The sequence below is a fragment of the Flavobacterium branchiophilum FL-15 genome (assembly GCF_000253275.1).
In the GTDB taxonomy this organism is placed as follows: domain Bacteria; phylum Bacteroidota; class Bacteroidia; order Flavobacteriales; family Flavobacteriaceae; genus Flavobacterium; species Flavobacterium branchiophilum.
In genome coordinates, this window is sequence record NC_016001.1 from 567,831 (window position 1) to 586,022 (window position 18,192).

The 18,192-nt window shown below is 36.1% G+C and carries 13 protein-coding genes; 6 read left to right on the forward strand and 7 right to left on the reverse strand.

The genetic code is table 11. From position 1 onward, the window contains the following. Positions 1–18 precede the first annotated feature (18 nt). From FBFL15_RS02430 to FBFL15_RS02455, 6 genes are all read right to left on the reverse strand, one after another. Entirely contained in the window at positions 19–2,043 is a 2,025-nt protein-coding gene (locus FBFL15_RS02430; protein ID WP_014083081.1) for a thioredoxin domain-containing protein, read from the reverse strand. A 20-nt stretch (positions 2,044–2,063) separates the two neighbouring features. Beyond that, entirely contained in the window at positions 2,064–2,867 is an 804-nt protein-coding gene (locus FBFL15_RS02435; protein ID WP_014083082.1) for an META domain-containing protein, read from the reverse strand. Between the two features lie 138 nt (positions 2,868–3,005). Further along, positions 3,006–3,797, reverse strand: coding sequence for an META domain-containing protein (locus tag FBFL15_RS15665; protein WP_014083083.1), 792 nt, complete (start codon positions 3,795–3,797; stop codon positions 3,006–3,008). Between the two features lie 95 nt (positions 3,798–3,892). Further along, a complete protein-coding gene (locus FBFL15_RS02445) occupies positions 3,893–4,411 on the reverse strand; it encodes a gamma carbonic anhydrase family protein (protein WP_014083084.1) in 519 nt (172 codons plus the stop codon). Positions 4,412–4,459: 48 nt separating this feature from the next. Then, positions 4,460–5,458 (reverse strand): PorP/SprF family type IX secretion system membrane protein, encoded by a 999-nt coding sequence (locus tag FBFL15_RS02450; protein ID WP_014083085.1) that lies wholly within the window; start codon positions 5,456–5,458, stop codon positions 4,460–4,462. Positions 5,459–5,462: 4 nt separating this feature from the next. Further along, the gene (locus FBFL15_RS02455) at positions 5,463–12,029 is read right to left on the reverse strand and encodes a choice-of-anchor L domain-containing protein (RefSeq protein ID WP_014083086.1); all 6,567 of its coding nucleotides are present in this window, start codon (positions 12,027–12,029) and stop codon (positions 5,463–5,465) included. A 118-nt stretch (positions 12,030–12,147) separates the two neighbouring features. Here FBFL15_RS02455 and FBFL15_RS02460 point away from each other — a divergent pair, with 118 nt between their 5' ends. The 5 genes from FBFL15_RS02460 to FBFL15_RS02485 all read left to right on the forward strand — a co-directional run bounded on the left by FBFL15_RS02460 (position 12,148) and on the right by FBFL15_RS02485 (position 16,557). Then, positions 12,148–13,041: a NifU family protein gene (locus tag FBFL15_RS02460; protein WP_014083087.1), complete on the forward strand. Its 894-nt coding sequence runs from the start codon at positions 12,148–12,150 to the stop codon at positions 13,039–13,041. Between the two features lie 163 nt (positions 13,042–13,204). After that, positions 13,205–14,080, forward strand: a complete 876-nt coding sequence (gene fabD, locus FBFL15_RS02465; RefSeq protein ID WP_014083088.1) for an ACP S-malonyltransferase — start codon at positions 13,205–13,207, stop codon at positions 14,078–14,080. A 75-nt stretch (positions 14,081–14,155) separates the two neighbouring features. Continuing rightward, positions 14,156–15,298, forward strand: a complete 1,143-nt coding sequence (gene folK, locus FBFL15_RS02470) for a 2-amino-4-hydroxy-6-hydroxymethyldihydropteridine diphosphokinase (RefSeq protein ID WP_014083089.1) — start codon at positions 14,156–14,158, stop codon at positions 15,296–15,298. 65 nt (positions 15,299–15,363) lie between these two features. Beyond that, positions 15,364–15,681 (forward strand): hypothetical protein, encoded by a 318-nt coding sequence (locus FBFL15_RS02480; protein WP_014083090.1) that lies wholly within the window; start codon positions 15,364–15,366, stop codon positions 15,679–15,681. A 261-nt stretch (positions 15,682–15,942) separates the two neighbouring features. Further along, entirely contained in the window at positions 15,943–16,557 is a 615-nt protein-coding gene (locus tag FBFL15_RS02485) for a deoxynucleoside kinase (RefSeq protein ID WP_014083091.1), read from the forward strand. Positions 16,558–16,823: 266 nt separating this feature from the next. Here the strand turns inward: FBFL15_RS02485 and FBFL15_RS02490 are convergent, their stop codons facing one another. Further along, complete coding sequence (locus FBFL15_RS02490; RefSeq protein ID WP_148267886.1) at positions 16,824–17,462, reverse strand: SGNH/GDSL hydrolase family protein; 639 nt, start codon at positions 17,460–17,462, stop codon at positions 16,824–16,826. Positions 17,463–17,649: 187 nt separating this feature from the next. On the opposite strand from FBFL15_RS02490, the gene FBFL15_RS02495 reads away from it, so the two are divergent. Beyond that, on the forward strand, positions 17,650–18,189 hold the full coding sequence (locus tag FBFL15_RS02495) for an RNA polymerase sigma factor (protein ID WP_014083093.1): 540 nt from the start codon (positions 17,650–17,652) through the stop codon (positions 18,187–18,189). Positions 18,190–18,192: the final 3 nt, after the last annotated feature.

Consider the following 18,192-nt stretch of genomic DNA (forward strand, 5'->3'; position numbering starts at 1 on the left):
ACATATTTTTTATTATTTTTATAAGCATTCCATTAATTTTTTTTTCAATAATTGAAAATCCGTTACAGGCAAATGACATTCTTTATTTTTGCAAAAATAATACATACTTTTATTTGAAGTTTTGTCTTTTAAATAAGGTATTTTTGAATGATCAAAACAGCCAAAAATCCTATTTTCAGGATGATAATGTCTGTGTATTTCCGAGGCTTCAACTACTGCATTTTCAGAATTTAATACCATTTCTGATGTAAAATACAAATTGTCCATTTGTAACCACAACCAGTTAGAAAATGCAGATGGATAATCTACATTAGCTGTGGCTTGCAGCAACATGTTGTGAGCTGTTTTTTGATAATACAAATTGTCAAATGCCAAACTCAAATAATTTAAATTATGTGCCATAACACTATTTGAACTCGGTATCACATTGTCTTCAATTTCAAAATGTTGTGCAATCAATTCAGGGTCTTTTCGAGAGTTAAATCTGAACATTTGTTTGGATGTATCAAAAAAGTAATCAAATGTATAATCTGTAAGTGTTTTGGCTTTCAACAACCAGTCTTCGTCAAAAGTAACTTCATATATGTGAATAAATGCTTCTATTACAAAAGCATAATCCTCTAAAAAACCATTAATTTTGCATGTTCCATTTTGATAAATATGCCACAAATGCCCATCTGGCGACCAAAGTGTATGGGCAATAAATTGGGCATTTTGCAGTGCCATTTGCAAATATTTTTTGGTTCCAAATGTTTTATAAGCTTCTACTAACCCTTTGATAGTTAGTGCATTCCAAGAGGTTATTACTTTATTGTCTAATCTTGGTTTTGGTCGTTGCTGCCTTTTTTGATACAATTTTTGTTCCCATTCTTGCTTTTTATTTTTCAAAACGGCTAAATCTATAGATTCCTTTTCTGCCCAATAAGCCAAGGTTTGGTTTTGAATTAATACATAATGTCCATGTTCCCAATGTCCAAATTCATTGATGTTGAAAATTTTACTAAAAAGGACATAATCATCCCCTAAAAGGGCTATGAGTTCATCTTGAGTCCAAATATAAAAAGCACCCTCTTCAAGTACATTTTGACTATTTATACTATCTGCATCATAAGCAGCACAAAACGATTTATTGTCAGTAAACCATTCTTTTTCAATAAATTGTATTGTTTTTTCTACTACTTCTTGGTATAATGGATCGCCTGTTTTTTGAAAAGCTTGGGCATATAAAAACAGCAGTTGGGCATTGTCGTATAGCATTTTTTCAAAATGAGGAACGTGCCATTTCATATCTACGGAGTATCTAGAAAACCCACCTCCCAACACATCAAACAAACCACCATAAGCCATTTTTGTTAAGGTCAAATGCACAAAATCTAGCAATTCTTCATCTTGGTTCTGATCTGCATATCGAAGCAATAGCACATAATTGTTGGGCATCATAAATTTAGGGGCTCTTGCCATACCGCCAAAATCCAAATCAAAACTACGCTTCCATTTGGAAATCAAGTCTTCTAATGTTTTTTTTGAAAAAACCAGATCATCATGAAATTGGGGTTTAAAACCTATGGTATCAATACCTTTTTGTAATTTTTCTGCATAGTCCAGCATTCTTTCTGGCTGATTTTCAAATACTTCCTGAATTTGTTTTAAAGCAGTTGTCCAATCTTCTTTTCTAAAATAAGTACCTCCCCAAACTGGTCGCCCGTCGGGCAAACAAACCATGTTTAAGGGCCACCCTCCTTGTCCTGTCATGATTTGTAAGGCTTTCATATAAAGGGCGTCTAGGTCTGGACGCTCTTCTCGGTCTATTTTGATATTGACAAAATGGGAATTCATGACTTGGGCTACTTCCAAATTTTCAAAACTTTCATGTTCCATAACATGACACCAATGGCATGCAGAATATCCAATACTTACAATCATTAATTTGTTTTCATTAATAGATTTTTGCAACGCATGGTTGTTCCAAGCGTTCCAATGTATCGGATTTTGAGCATGTTGCAATAGGTAAGGACTACTTTCTAAGTGAAGTAAATTAGACATTTTATATTAATTTTATATATTTAAATAGTAGAATCCAAAATAAAAATCATGCTTCCATCTGTATCTCTCAAAATGATTTGTGTAGGAGCATCTTCAATTGCAAAACGGGTTTTATTGATGTTTTTCATAAAATTGTTTTCTATTGTCATAACTTCATTTGGGCATAACTTTCGTGTTAGACCTACATTTTCTAGTATTAAATACCCTTTTTCAAGTTTGTAGGTTCCAAAAAAAGTATTACAACCTGCCATTCCACTAACAGTACCGTTTTTTAAAAATGTCATCGTTAGTTTTGAATCCCCCTCGGTTACTTGTACCCCATTTCCAGAATTGACGGATACATTCCATTGATTTTCAATTAAATGCGACAAAATATCTTGCTTTTTCCATATCAATTGTTCATTTTTTGGAGTGGTCATCATAAGTGTTGTTCCTTGTAAAGCTATTTTTGTAGCACTATAAAATAACGTTGTGAATTTTCCTTCGTATCCATCTATACATGCCATTAAAGTGGTCATGCCTTTACCTTGATCAAATGCCATTTGATTATTGCTTATCGTCCATTTTCCGGAAATATTGTTGCATAAAGCATATAAAGAAAATTGATTTCCTTTGATTGTTAAGGAGGTTCCAGCTTTAATTTCAAACCCATTTTTAGTGGTGCTTTCCAATATCCATAAGCCATCTAAATCATCATTTTTAGACAAATTAGTGGCTTTTTTGGCTGTTGGTTGTTCTTCTATTACTGCTTTTTTTGAAGTTGTGCATTGTGTTAATAAAAATAAAATTGATAATGCGATAGCCGATTTTAGGGTCTTATTCATGTTGGAGTAGTTTTTTATTTTTTTAAAATCTTTAACTTTATTTATACTATTAATGATTTGGTATATGAAAGTGTCTAAAAAAAAATGAGGCTTAAAAGTAAGCCTCATTTATTGAATATTTATGTCAATTTCGACTTTTTAATTTAAAATAAAAGTCATAGCACCATCTTTGTATCTGAACACAATTTCACTAGACGAGTCTTCTACTGTAAAAATGGATTTATTTAAGTTTTTTACAAAATTATTTTCCACCTTCATACCTTCTGGAAGACAAGCCATTTTAGTGAGTGCAACATTTTCAATAATGATCTGATCTCCTTCTAGTTTGTAAGTACCGTTAAAAGTATTGCATCCAGCAAAACCACTAATTTTACCGTCTTTTGAAAAAGACATTGTTAGCTTTGGGTTATCCTCGCTTATTACAATGGCATCACCTGTATTGGTAACTACTGCCCATTCTTTTTCTTGCAAATGTGTAAGTATATTTTGTTTTTTCCAAACAATTTTGGATTGATCTTTTGTTGTCAAAGTTAAAATGTCATTTTGCATTTCAAAACTTACTACTTCAAACAATAACTTAAGAAAATCTTGTTCGTAATTGTCTGGACATCCTTTCATCGTTTGCATCAAACCTTTGCTATTGAATTTAATTTCAGAATCTTTAATGGTAACACCTCCATGATTAAGATTGCACAACGCATTCAAATGAAATTCTGTTCCTTTAAAAGCTACAGAAGTTCCTTTTTTAATTTTAAAATCAGGTTTGGAAGTCGATTCTAATATCCATAATCCATCCAGATTTTGTTTTGTAGTATCTTTCATTGCAGTTTGTGTTTGAGGTTCCACTTGGTCTTTTTTAGTATTATTGGCACATTGTATAAAAAGCAATGCCAAAAATAAAATGCTCGTTCCTTGAATTAATTTTTTCATAATAAATGTTTTTTAATAACAATCAACAATTGTTTCTCGTTAGTGTTTTAAAATTTGAATTATTTTGAAATTTGTTATCAAAAATTATACCAAAGTTACTCATCGTTTTTAAACCAATTCGAATACATCACATAATTGTTTGAAATTCGGTCTATTTCTCCTGCAAAATCAGAAGTATTGATGTCTTTAACTTTTTTAGCTGGCACTCCAGCCCAAATAGTTCCAGATGCCACGGTTGTATTCTGTGTAATTACAGATCCCGCAGCAACTATTGAATTACTTTCAATAACACATCCATCCATAACAATGGCTCCCATTCCTATCAATACATTGTCATGAATATGACAACCATGTACAACAGCATTGTGCCCAATTGAAACATTGTTACCAATAATTGTAGGGTGCTTTAAATAGGTACAATGTATTACTGCCCCATCTTGTATATTTACTTTGTCGCCAATAGTAATACTATTCACATCTGCACGTACGACAGCATTAAACCACACACTACAATTTTTACCAATACTAACTTCACCAACTATAGTTGCATTTTCAGCAACATAACAATCCTCTGGAATTATGGGACTTTTTCCTTTACATGATTTTATTAACATAATACTTTAAAAAAATATTCATGAATAATCATTTAGATTATAAATTTATTAATTATTTGCTGGGCAATTACAGTGGTATTTTTCTGGTTTACATGAAAAATCAAATCCTAAAGTCAACTGATGGAAGCCACCATTATCAAAATTAACTTTACCCGCCAAATATGAATACGTATAAGCAAACATAAAATTTTTATAATTTACACCAACAATTGGGGTAATATATTGTAATTTTTGAGTTGCAACACTTCTACCTTCAATATAATTTGCACCATCTAAACTTCTTCTGTAGGAAAGTCCACCCCAAAATTTACCTGAATCCATTGCTTTGTAAGCTTTTATATTGAAATCAACAGTAGATTCTTTTGTTTGGGTAATATATTGAAACATTATTGAAGGTTCCCACATGATGGATTCGCTATCGCCAAAGGTATATCCGGTATTAAAAATAGCCCTCTTCAAATCAACAGGTTCATACAAAGAATAAATCTCTCGTTTACTTGCTAATACATTTTTTAATGTAAAATGAGCATAAAAATCTAAAAAGTTGTATGTTGCCCCTAAATCGATATTAAAATAGGACGCTCTTTGTACAATACCTCCAATACCAGGCTCTAAGTAAGAATTGTTTGATCTAAAACTTGTTTCATCTAACGAACTTTGGCTAAAACCAACATTTACTCCAAACGAAAGTCTATTCAAATCAATTTCATCACGTGAAAACAATAAATGATGGGCATAACTTAATTTTAAACCTGTTTGCGAGTGGTATCCATTTTTATCATTAAACAAGATGATACCCGCTCCATCTCGATCGGTTATAGCTCCATTAACACTCAATGTTTGTAATGCTGGTGCATCTGTTTGACCAAACCATTGTTGGCGGCCAGTTAATCTAACTTTTGAACAGCTTGCAGCTCCTGCCATAGAAGGGTGTAGCAAATAATAATTATCAGATAAATAATCTGAATATACAGGAAGACCTTCTTGAGAAAAGGTTAATTGCGAAATAAATATCGCAAAAGATAGATAGATTTTTTTAATTTTCATTTTTTTATCTTTTAAGTGAGAAATGGGCTTTAAATTGTTTAGCTAAAGTTTTTTCAATATAATCTACTGTAAACCAGTAATCTGTGGAAGGGAGTTGTGCTCCGTTTAGGGTTCCGTCCCAACCTTCGTTTTGATTTACAGAGGTAGCACTCAATTGTTTGAGTAGTTTTCCGTTGCGGTCAAAGATATAAATTTTTGTGTTAGGTTGCGATTTTAAACCCGTAATATTCCATGTATCATTAAATCCATCGCCATTTGGTGTAAAAAAGTGCGGATAATCAATGGTTTCTACATCCAATATCGTGTAAGGATCACAACTTTGATTTCCTCCCTCAATGTCCCATACCCAAAGGGTGTGCGAGCCAAGGCTCACATTTTCAAATTTAGGACTCACCTGTTGTGGCCCATCGTCTAGGCTGTACAAGTAAGTTCCATAACCCGCTACGGTGGCCTCTATAATTTGATTGCTCTCAAAAGCATTGGTTATCGTATAAGACACCCCAGCTATTGGAGCCGCTGGCCCTGATTGATATACATCAAAACCAACAGAGGTAGTCGTGCAGCCCAAAGTACTGTTGCTAATAACTTTGACACTAAATGTTCTTACGGCATCATTCACAGAGATGTCCCCGTTTTCGATGGTGTATGTAGCCCCCGTAGCTCCAGGTATTACCTGCGGAACGGCCGCTCCCTCCTTGACATACCACACATAGGTATAATCGCCCGTTACCTGACTGTCTAGCGTAAGGGGTCTTACTACTTTTTTGGTTAAATAATCCACACAAATGTAGTTGTAGCCATTATTGGTTTGGATGATAGGATTAGGATAACGCTCTATTTTGATGTTGATGGTTGTAAAATCTGTACATTTTGGCAAATAAATATTGTTGGTGTTGGTTACTTTTACATATATCGTGGACAACACAGGGTTTACACCCGCACTACTTGGGGCAGGCGTAACGTAATTTTGAGCCTGAACCAAAGTCAATGCGTTGGTGTCATTGGCCAAGTCGGTAGGGTTTGTAAAATAGGACAATACAAAAGTAGCAGGATCCTGGCCATTGAGTATTAGACCATCAAATTGTGTCAAATCAACTTTGCCAATACCGTCATAAGGATCGCCATAGTTGTCGCAGGTTGCAAAATTTTGAGGCCCAGTGGCTCTGGCTCTGTCTTCTACAATAAGGGTTAGGGTGCCAATTTCGTTGGTACAACCCGTGGCATTATTTACGATTCTTACATAAATGGTTTGGCTGTGTGGCGTAGTGTTGGTAAACAACAACGGCAAAGCATTAGTTCCATTTTGTGCCTCGGTTTGCAAGGCATGAAAGGTAAGGGTAAAGTTAGCGGGCAACTGCGATGTGCCTAATAATAAAGCTATTTTGGGTTGCAAATCAAACTGAGCCAAACCATCGCTGTTGTCGTCACAAATTTTATAAACAGGCAATGTAGCCACAGTTGGTCTTGGGTTTACCGTTAGTGTTTGTTTTACCATCACAAAACAATGTTGCCCTTGGTAATCTGTTCGGGTATTTTCTACACGAATCCACACATCGCCAGCCACGGCGGCGGCTGTTGGGTTCAGGATTTCGTTTACAGGAGGCACGGCTGTTGCCTCTGCATAAGAACGGAAATACCTCAAGATCAAGTTCGGATCGCCATTCATAATATAAGTAGCATTAACCGTCAAATTGAAAACCGACAATGGCACATCCAACGGGTTGTTGGGATCGGTGTAATTGTAAGCACATTGAGTACCTAGGCTAGGAATACCCGTTGTTCTTGGTGTTGGTATTGGCAAGACTCTTATGTCGAGTTTGGTCCAGCTTTTGCATCCAGTAGCATTGTTGGTAACCATTACACCCAGCGTTTGAGCAAATGGTGTGGTGTTGGTATAAGCCGTTGGATTGGCAATAGGTGTTCCCGTTTGCGGGTTGCTGTAACTTGGATAATATGTTACGGTATAGCCCGTCAAACCTTGGGTAATTTCGTTGTTTTTAAGGGTCAAATCAAAGGTATAAAACTGGTCGTTTGGATTGGCATCGGTGTCGCAAACACTCAAAGCCGTAGGGATAGTCAAAGCCAAAGGCAAATTGACAATCAAATCAAAGCGGGTAATGTTTCTACAATTGGTGCTGTTTCGTTTGATGCTGGCCCAAATGGTTTGCGGGTTGCTTATGTTGTAATAAGCAGCTGCATTTACAATTGGATTGGCACCCGTTAGGGCATCGGCTTGTGTCAAATGATAAGTAACAGTATAGTTGCTAGCGGCACTGGTTTGCAAGGCTAATAAACCTGCCGTTTGTTGGGTCAAATCAAAAAGGGTTAAACCATCTTGGTTGTTGCTATCGGTTTGATCGCATTTTGTCAAGTTGGCAATACTTCCAGAACCAGGCACAATTGGTGCAATATTGACATTCAATTCTATCGTAATGGCTTTTCTGCAACCGTATTGGTTTACGGCACTGGCATAAATAAATTGTACCAAAGCCCCACTGTTTTCATAATGTTGCGGATTGGCAATAGGATAAGATCCCGTTTGGGCATCGCTCAAGGTTTCGTGGTAAGTAATGGTAACGTTTAGAGCACCCGCCAAAATATTGGCCGTAAGGGTTGTCAAATCAAAAAAGTATTGTCCATTTTGATTGGTATCGCAAATGGCCAAAGGTGTTGTCGGTACAACAGGCATAGGCAACGGATTGACAATCAAATCCATGGTGCTAATATTGGAACAACCTGTAATGACATTGGTTAATTTTATACCCAAGGTTTGTGAATATGCCGATACATTGGTATAACTGCTCCAGTTGGCCGGCAAAATGGCATTGGTATTGGCATTGGCATCTGGCAAACTAGGATAAAAAGTAACATTCATGCCTGTTTGTCCATTCAAAAGGGTGGTAATTTGGCTGGTCAAGTCAAAATTTTCAAATCCCAACGGAGCGTTAGCATCGCAAAGGGTCATTGATGTAAAGCTCGAAGGTACAAGGGGTAATGGTTTTACAATTAATTTAAAATTGCCAATACTAAAACAACCCGTTCCAGGATATTGTATTCTGAAATAAACCGTTTGTTGGTTGGGGCTAGTGGTATTGGTATAAAAGTTAGGTAAAGCATTGGTTTGGTTTTGAGCATCGGCTAGGGAGCTGTAATATTTGATAACCGTTCCAATAAGGCCATTGGCAATTTCAGCATCTTTGGCGTGCATGTCAAAAGTTTCAATCCCATCGTTTGTAGGAGCGGTGTTGTCGCAAAGCACATAATCGGTCAGATTCACATTTGGAATCGGACGCGGATTGACAATCAGTTGCAAGGAGCTTGTAGAGAAACAAGCAGGAGCTAAAGGATCGAATATTCGTACATATATGGTTTGAGAAAAAGGTGTGGTAATGTTGCAATAGGTGTTGGGCAAGGGTTGCTCGCCTGTTTGAGCATCGGTTAGCGTTACGTGGTAAGTAACGGTTAAAGAGGCGTTGTTGTTGGTAATTTGTGGTGTAGCATTGCTTAGCGTAAAACAAGCAACACCGTCGTTATTGTCATCACAAACCTGAAGGGCAACGGGTGTGTTAAAGGCTGGAGCCGATAAAATGGTAACCGTGGCCAGAGCCGTGTCGTCCACACAAGGAGCTACACCTGCAACGGTGTAAGTAAAACTGCTCGAAGCCCCTGGAGCTGGCACAAATGTACCGGCAGCAGCATTGAATGTGCCACCTGTGCCAGAGGTTCTTGTCCAAACCCCGCCTGATTGTTCGCCCAACAAAATGTCTGCCAAGTTGATGGTAGTGGTGCTGGTTTCGCAAATGGTTAGTATACCGTCTGTACCGGCATTGGGCACTTCGTTGATGTTGATGGTGGCCATACTAAAATCGTCTAAACAAGGAGCGCTACCGGCCACTGTATATTTGAATTGGCTTGTTGTAGCCCCCAAACTAGAGGTAAAAGTACCCGTTGTGGCATTGAAAGTACCACCAACCCCGCTGGTTCTGGTCCAAACCCCGCCTGTTTGCTCGCCTGTAATCAAACTGAATAAATTAACAGCAGCAGTAGCATCAACACAAATGGTGGTGTTGCCATCGGTACCTGCATTGGCCACCGCATTAACATTTACAGTAGCCAAACTGGAATCGTCTGGACACGGAGAAGTACCCGTAATGGTATAAGTAAAGGTGCTATTGGTAGCATTAGTAGGCACAAAAGTTGCCGATGCAGCCGTAAAAGTACCACCCGTACCGCTGGTTCTGCTCCAAACGCCACCCGATTGTTCGCCTGTAATCAAATCAAATAAATTGATAGCAGTGGTACTGTTTTCGCAAACCGTAGTGCTGCCATCGGTGCCGGCATTGGATGCTGGACTGATGTTTACAGTAACTTGACTTGAATCATCAACACAAGGTGAAGCGGCAGTTAATGTATAAACAAAGGTGCTATTGGTAGCATTGGTAGGAACAAAAGTACCCGATGCAGCCGTAAAAGTACCGCCCGTGCCGCTGGTTCTGGTCCAAACGCCGCCTGTTTGTTCGCCTGTAATCAAGCTGAACAAATTGATGCTGGTGGTATCTGTAATACAAACTGTGGTAGTACCATCGGTACCTGCGTTTACAGGGTTGTTTACTGTAATGGTGGCCGTTCCAGATTGGGTTTGACTTTGAGATGGACTTCCAGAATCGGCAACAGATACCAAATTGTAAGCAAAAGTTCCTGCTGAAGTTGTAGGTGCAGCCACTGTTACAGAATTGCCCGTAGTGGTGCTAACGGTTTGATTGGCACCTCCATTAATATTGTATGTAAAAGTGTAAGGAGCTACGCCATTGGCACCTGTAAAAGTAATATTAGGTGATGCGTCGTTCAAACAAGTGGCTGTTGTGCCAGCAATAGTAGCTGTTGGCAACGATAAAACAGTAACTGTAGCCGTTTGACTCACCGCTTTAGGGCAGTTATTGGCACTGGTAACACTTGTTATGTTGTAATTGAAAACCCCTAAAGTATTGGTAGGCACAGTTATGGACACGCTATTGCCAGTAGTAGTGGTTATTTGTTGGCTTGTGCCTCCATTAATATTATAGGTAAACGTATAAGGAGCTACGCCACCACTCCCCGTAAAAGTAACCGACGGACTGCTGCTGTTTAAGTTTACAGTAGCCGTACCGCTTACAACGGCATCGGAAAGGGGGTTGATGTGTAATTGAAATTGTCGGTATTCCGTACAATTTGAACCTATAAGATCGGTTACAGATACATAAATTGTTTGATTGTCTGTTCCCGGATAAGCATTCAAATTGGTAATGTGATTGGTACCCGCTTGAGCATTGGCACTACTAGTATAGAAAAATACTTCATAATCAGCCGCTGACAATCCATTGAGGATGATTGGTACAAACTGATTCAAATTAAATGTACTACTAGACTGACATATAGTTGATTGTGTTGCTGTGGGGGTGGTAAGATCTAGTTCAGAATTGTATTCTACCACACATTCATCACTTTGGATACAGGTAGGACTAAAAATTAAATTGGCTTTATAAGTACCTTCTGTTGTAACCGTTAAATTGTAGCTGGTTTCGCCAGGCAAAACAACGTTGTTTTTTTCCCATGTATAGGTAATATTGGGAATGGGTGTAGCACTTGCTTTTAACTGTAAGGTTTTATTAGGACATACAGCATTGCCCTCTGCAATTAAAAAACTATGGGTATTTGAATATATGCCCGTTCCAGAAATATCTGCAGTACCTACATTGAAACTACCGCCGCCTAAAAATACCGCTGAATCGTATTGACTGTCATTTCTGTCGGCTATTACCAATTTGATATGGTAATTATTGAAAGGTACCACCGCAGATTGTGCTGTCATTTTTACCGTTTGTCCATTAAAATTGTTTGAGGCAGTTGTTGCAGCAGTTCCACCATTGAACAAACCAAAATATTGCGAATTTGCCGACGGACAAGCGTTATTATTTGCATTATTTCTAATAGTGGTTACTGCAATAGGTGTATTGGTATTAGGAACGAGTGCTAAATTTATAGGAGCAGTTCCCGCAGTTACATCTGTAAGAAAAAAAGCAAAAGCGTCAGAAAAATCACATTGAAAAGTACCGTACTCTTCTGAAGCAAATAAAAAGTCGAAACTCATTGATGAAGAGAAAGGGACAAAATCAAACTCCAATACAGTAGCATTATTGTAACTATTTAAATCTGCATCAATTCCAAGACCGTCAATGTAATTGAATAATTGAGTATCGCCAGGCCAATTACCAGAACCGTTAGATTGTGTGCCAGAATTTGGACCCGCAGCCGAAAGCACATTGCCTGTACTTAAAATAACACCATTTGCTAATGGAAAATTAGGGTTGGTATTTTGGAAATAACCAATTCCATTTGTTGAATTAAAATTTGACCCTGTGGACCAAGTGATATTGGTTACACCTCCCGCACAACTATTTTGAGCCGTGGCACCAAATAATACATTTTGAACCAATTGTGGAACTGTATATGTTGTTGTGTTAACCGTTATTGATTGCCCGTAAAAAGATACAAAACTCATCAAAAACATGTGTAATATGATTTTTTTTAACATATTTCTATCTATTATTATTCAATTTAAATATTTTCAAATTTTTGCTTTAAAAATTAAAAATTCAAATATAAATAAAAAAACATAAATACTTTATTAAATTTGCAAAAAAATAATCCAAATGATAAAAATTACTATAAAACCAACTCAAAACCCCAACATCTTGAAGTTTGAGTTTCCTGATTTTATTACGCACCATGAACATTTTGAGTTTAAAAATATTGATGAAACCAAAAATGCTCCTTTGGCTCAAAAATTGTTTTATTTACCATTTGTAAAAACCGTTTACATTTCGGGAAATTTTGTAGCGATAGAAAAATTTAGTATTGTAGAATGGCCCGATGTGCAGGAAGCTGTGGCTCTTGAAATTGAAACCTTTGTAAACGAGGGTGGCGTTGTTGTGTTGCCCACTACTCATGCTACCAAAAAAACACCGATTACGGTATATGGCGAGACAACTCCAAATCCTTCTTCACTCAAATTTGTGGTGAATAAAATATTGGTTAAAAACGCTGTAGAATACAAGAATATCGACGAAACATTGTCATCTCCATTGGCACGAGCCCTTTTTGAATTTTCGTATGTGAAAGAAGTTTTTATTGACGAAAATTATATTTCTGTAACTAAATTTGAAATGGCCGACTGGAACACCGTGTCATTAGAATTGAGAACTTTTATTAAAAATTTTATTGAAAACGGCGGCATAGTGGTTGATGAATCATTATTAATAAATAATCCAAAACAAGAAAAACAACAACTACAGGATTTTGACAAATTAGACGTAACCTCTCAACAAATTATCAATATTTTAGAAGAATATGTAAAACCCGCCGTGGCGGCAGATGGTGGAAATATATTGTTTGACTCTTATAATGAAGCCGAGAAAAGAGTCAAAGTTGTTTTGCAAGGTGCTTGTAATGGCTGTCCTTCATCTACCTTTACCTTGAAAAATGGGATTGAAAACATGCTCAAAGACATGCTCAATGAACCCAATATTATTGTAGAAGCAGTTTAGATTTTTTTCTTTTTTTTTTTAAAGCATGACTATTTTGATGGCCATCAAATAAGATTGAATTGTTGGTATGAGGTCGAATGTACATAATACCTTAATAAATATTAAATAAAAAAATCAAGATACATTAAATTAATTTTGTTATTAGCAAAAAAATAATTATTAAATGAAAGCATATATTTTTCCTGGTCAAGGAGCACAATTTACGGGTATGGGCAAAGATTTGTACGAATCTTCTAGTATTGCCAAAGAAATGTTTGAAAAAGCCAATACTATATTAGGTTTTAGAATTACCGACATCATGTTTGAAGGATCGGCTGAAGATTTAAAACAGACAAAGGTTACACAACCTGCTGTTTTTTTACATTCTGTAATTTTGGCTAAAACAATGGGAACTCAATTTTGTCCAGAAATGGTAGCGGGTCATTCGTTGGGAGAGTTTTCGGCCTTGGTTGCTAATGGGGTATTATCATTTGAAGATGGCTTGCAATTGGTTTTTAAGCGTGCGATGGCCATGCAAAAAGCCTGCGAAATGGAGCCATCGACAATGGCTGCCGTATTGAATTTGGACGACAAAATAGTTGAGGAAATTTGTGCCACTATAGACGGGGTTGTTGTAGCTGCAAACTATAACTGCCCAGGACAATTGGTAATTTCGGGAGCCTATTCGGCAGTAGAAAAAGCATGTGTTGCTATGAAAGAAGCGGGTGCCAAACGGGCTTTGATTTTGCCAGTTGGTGGTGCCTTTCATTCGCCATTGATGGAGCCAGCCCGAGAAGAGCTTGCGGCAGCAATAGAAGCTACCCATTTTTCTGAACCTATTTGTCCAGTGTATCAAAATGTTACAGCAAATGCCGTAGCGGATGCTGCGTCTATCAAAAAAAACTTAATCATTCAACTTACAGCACCTGTCAAATGGACGCAATCTGTACAGCAAATGATTGCAGACGGTGCAACTTCTTTTACAGAAGTTGGTCCTGGAAAAGTATTGGTTGGCTTGGTCAATAAAATTAACAAAGACGTTCAAACAATTTCGGCATAAAAAAAATTAAAAAAATAAAACATGTCAAGCTTGCAACATTTGTGGGCTTGACATGTTTGATAGTATTACCCAAAAATGAGTTTAGAACACCAAATCATATTATCATTAGGAAGTAATCAAGGCCATCGATTGGAGCATTTAATAGGCGCTGTACAATCGATTCATGCCCAAATTGCTACTGTGATAAAAGTATCAAAGGTATATGAATCGCCTGCTTGGGGTTTTGACAGCGATCCGTTTTTTAATATTGCCATTTTATTGCATACAGACAAAGACTGTATGACTATTGCAAAACAATTGTGGCATTTGGAACAAAGTATGGGCAGAAAACCTAAAACAAAGTCCGAATATGAGGCCCGCATTATTGATATTGATTTGATTAGTTTTGACCAAGACATTATCGAAAACGACCACCTGCAAATTCCACATAAGGAAATGCACCGTAGGCAATTTGTGTTATGTCCGATGATGGATTTGGAAATAGTTTGGGAACATCCTATTTTAAAAAAAAATATCCTAACCTTGCTTGCCCATTGTTCAGACAAAAGTTCTTGTATTCCAGTAGCAACCATGGAAGCTCCTTTGTCAAAATTTCAATTTCAAAATAACAATCATATTGTCATTGAAGGCAACATTGGTGCTGGAAAAACTACGCTAACCAATAAAATTGCTGCCGACTTTAATGGAAAAACAGTTTTAGAGCAGTTTTCGGACAATCCGTTTTTGCCTCTTTTTTATCAAGACGCTTCACGATATGCTTTTCCGTTGGAAATGTCATTTTTGGCAGAAAGATACCAACAACTGGCAGATGATTTGAAACAATATGATTTGTTTAAAGACTTTTTAATTGCGGATTATCATATATTCAAATCGTTGATTTTTGCAAAAGTAACCCTTAGTGATGCAGAATTTCGATTGTATAAAACTTTATTTGACATCATTTATAAGGAAATTCCAAAACCCGATTTGTATATTTATTTATATCAAAAAACTCCGAAATTGATACAAAACATACAAAAAAGAGCCAGATTGTATGAACAAAGCATATCTGAAACGTATTTGATGCAAATTAATAATGGGTATTTGGACTATATCAAATCAGACAAACAGCTTAGGGTTTTGATTATAGATGTTTCGGAATTGGATTTTGTAGAAAATCACAAAGACTATTTATATATTTTGGAGCAAATCGATGATTTTTGTAAAAAAAAGAAATAAAAAACATCTATTAAAAAAAATAATATTTTATATTAAACTAAATATTTATATAAATACCAATAAAAATGATCCATTTTCTTCCTATTGTTTTACCTTTTTTGCCTTTTGCTTTTCAATTGATTGTTGGGAGTATTGCGATGAAAAGCAGTTTTAAATTCAAGTTTAGCCATGTTTGTATTGTAAGTTTACTATTTCAAATAATATTTTCAGTAGTATCGTTTATTATATTTAATTATCGATTTAATCAAAGCATCGATGGCAATTCGCCAGGCTGCGGCATGTGGATTATTGGTGTTATGAGCATGTTATTAATAGCTGGAATGGCAACAGTAATAACTATCTTGATACAGTATTTGATACAAAGATTTAAAAAAAGAAATTAAAAGATGTAGGTTTTTAAATTTTTCCTTTTTTTTTAAATTAAACAACATACTTCACTTGTTTGCTATTGCTCGGGTAGTATCTTTGGACTATTTTATAAAAATATTTGGTATTATAAATACATTGGGTAAGATGGGGATCAAATTGTTGTAAATTGGTGTGCTTTCAAATGACATTTTTTGAAAACAAAATTCACTTGTTTTAGATTAATTATTTTTTTTAACTAATTTTGCTAAAAAAATAATTAATAACCCATACGTACTATGCACATTGCCATCGCTGGAAATATTGGAGCTGGAAAAACCTCTTTAACCAAATTATTATCTAAACATTTTAAGTGGACTGCTCATTATGAAGAAGTGGTGGACAATCCATATTTGGACGATTTTTACCATCAAATGGAGAGATGGTCGTTTAATTTGCAAATATTTTTCTTAAATAGTCGTTTTCGTCAAATATTAGATATTCGAGAAAGTGGTAAAAAAACCATTCAGGATCGTACTATTTATGAGGATGCTCATATTTTTGCTCCCAATTTGCATGCCATGGGATTGATGACCAATAGGGATTTTCAAAATTACTCATCGTTGTTTGAATTGATGGAATCATTAGTGCAACCCCCAGATTTATTGATTTATTTGCGGAGTTCTATTCCAAATTTAGTAGGACAAATCCATAAAAGAGGAAGAGAATATGAAAATAGTATTTCTATTGATTATTTGAGCAGGCTCAACGAGCGATATGAAGCATGGGTTCAAACGTATCATAAAGGTAAGTTACTTATTATTGATGTAGATGAAATAGATTTTGTAAATAACCCAGAGGATTTGGGTACTATTATTAGCAAAATTGATGCTGAAATTAATGGGCTTTTCTAATATTGCACTTGTGTAAACAAATAATTTCGCTGTATTTTTTGCTATTTTATAATTATTATGCTAATGTATTATAAAATAGTCATGATAGTGTTGCCAAAAAAAATATAGCTTACAAAAAATACTACTTTGTTTGATTATTAGTACAATATTGCACCAAACGTCCTATGGGTACCGATGCCCCTAGCCCTGATGGTAGCGACATCCTTTTGTGGCGGGGTTCGCCACAAAAGATATAGCGAACAGCAGGAATAGCTCCTGATAATAAATTATTTTTTTAGTATATTTTGAATTTCATGTTGCAGTAAAGGTTGCATTACTTGGTATCCTTTTAGATTGGGGTGCACACCATCTGGAGAAAGTGTTTTTTGTAGTCCTTTTTGATTATCTACCATATATTTATAGTAATCTACAAAGCTAATTTTATTTTTTTCGGCATAATTTTTCAACATTTTATTGAGGTCTATAACTTGGTTTGCAGGGTTTTTATTGGGGTTCCAATAGAAGTCGTTTGCGGGCAATACGGCACATAAAATGACTTTGATGTGATTTGCTTTGGCAATTTCGATCATTGATTGGATGTTGTTTGTAATTGTTTCGAGCGTTGTTTCGCCAGTATTGCCCGCTATATCGTTGATACCCGCTAGAATGACCACGATTTTTGGTTTTAGAGCCACAACATCTTGCCGAAAACGAAGGAGCATTTGTGGAGTGGTTTGACCGCTAATGCCTCTGTTGATGTAGTTATTGGACGAAAAAAAATCGGGTTGTTGGGCAAGCCAAAATTCGGTGATAGAATCTCCCATAAACACGGCTTTTATGGGTTTAGCTTCTTGAATGATACGGATGTTGTCTGATTGGTATTTGGATAAATTGGCCCAATCTTGAGCATAAATATTTGATTTCATTGTATTTATGAAAAATATTAAAAGTATGAAGGATATGTTTTTTGGCATCATTTTGGTTTCTTTTGAAAGGTTCAAGCGGTTTGTAAAAGGCTATGGTGGTGGCGTTTTTTGATACAAATATACTTTTTTTGACATGACAATCCAACCCTTTTGATATATTTACACTCTATAAAGAAAAAAAAGCACCATGGCGGTATCTGAAACATTACTATTGAATTGCAAGAAAAAACAAAGGGCTGCCCAGCGGCAATTGTATGACTACATGTCGCCCAAGTTGTATGCTACATGCAAACGGTATTTGAAAAAAGAGGAAGAAGTAGAAGAAGCATTGGGCGATGCTTTTTATCAGATATTTACAAAATTGGACCAACTTAAAGAATGGGGTGCTTTTGAAGCTTGGGCCCGTCGGATAACGGTAAATTGTTGTTTGGCGAGCATCAAAAAAAACACCAATTTCAATATGTATTTAGAAGATGCACAAGCCAATTGGCAACCCAAAGCAGACGAACAGACACCGCTAGAAGAAGCAGATTTGCTGGCATTGGTTCAAAAAATTCCAGATGGATGTAGGACTATTTTTAATTTATTTGTTATAGAAGGATTTGGACACAAAGAAATTGCGGCCATGCTTCAAATATCTGAAGGCACTTCCAAGTCGCAATTGAATGTAGCCAAAACCAAGTTGAAAGATTTAGTAAATACTTTTTATTACCAAAAAGCAAAATAAAAC

What these genes read in the sequence shown, in the direction of transcription:
- FBFL15_RS02430 (WP_014083081.1), bottom strand. Translation starts at nt 2,043, where the DNA reads ATGTCTAATTTACTTCACTTAGAAAGTAGTCCTTACCTATTGCAACAT.
- FBFL15_RS02435 (WP_014083082.1), bottom strand. Translation starts at nt 2,867, where the DNA reads ATGAATAAGACCCTAAAATCGGCTATCGCATTATCAATTTTATTTTTA.
- FBFL15_RS15665 (WP_014083083.1), bottom strand. Translation starts at nt 3,797, where the DNA reads ATGAAAAAATTAATTCAAGGAACGAGCATTTTATTTTTGGCATTGCTT.
- FBFL15_RS02445 (WP_014083084.1), bottom strand. Translation starts at nt 4,411, where the DNA reads ATGTTAATAAAATCATGTAAAGGAAAAAGTCCCATAATTCCAGAGGAT.
- FBFL15_RS02450 (WP_014083085.1), bottom strand. Translation starts at nt 5,458, where the DNA reads ATGAAAATTAAAAAAATCTATCTATCTTTTGCGATATTTATTTCGCAA.
- FBFL15_RS02455 (WP_014083086.1), bottom strand. Translation starts at nt 12,029, where the DNA reads ATGTTAAAAAAAATCATATTACACATGTTTTTGATGAGTTTTGTATCT.
- FBFL15_RS02460 (WP_014083087.1), top strand. Translation starts at nt 12,148, where the DNA reads ATGATAAAAATTACTATAAAACCAACTCAAAACCCCAACATCTTGAAG.
- fabD (WP_014083088.1), top strand. Translation starts at nt 13,205, where the DNA reads ATGAAAGCATATATTTTTCCTGGTCAAGGAGCACAATTTACGGGTATG.
- folK (WP_014083089.1), top strand. Translation starts at nt 14,156, where the DNA reads ATGAGTTTAGAACACCAAATCATATTATCATTAGGAAGTAATCAAGGC.
- FBFL15_RS02480 (WP_014083090.1), top strand. Translation starts at nt 15,364, where the DNA reads ATGATCCATTTTCTTCCTATTGTTTTACCTTTTTTGCCTTTTGCTTTT.
- FBFL15_RS02485 (WP_014083091.1), top strand. Translation starts at nt 15,943, where the DNA reads ATGCACATTGCCATCGCTGGAAATATTGGAGCTGGAAAAACCTCTTTA.
- FBFL15_RS02490 (WP_148267886.1), bottom strand. Translation starts at nt 17,462, where the DNA reads ATGAAATCAAATATTTATGCTCAAGATTGGGCCAATTTATCCAAATAC.
- FBFL15_RS02495 (WP_014083093.1), top strand. Translation starts at nt 17,650, where the DNA reads ATGGCGGTATCTGAAACATTACTATTGAATTGCAAGAAAAAACAAAGG.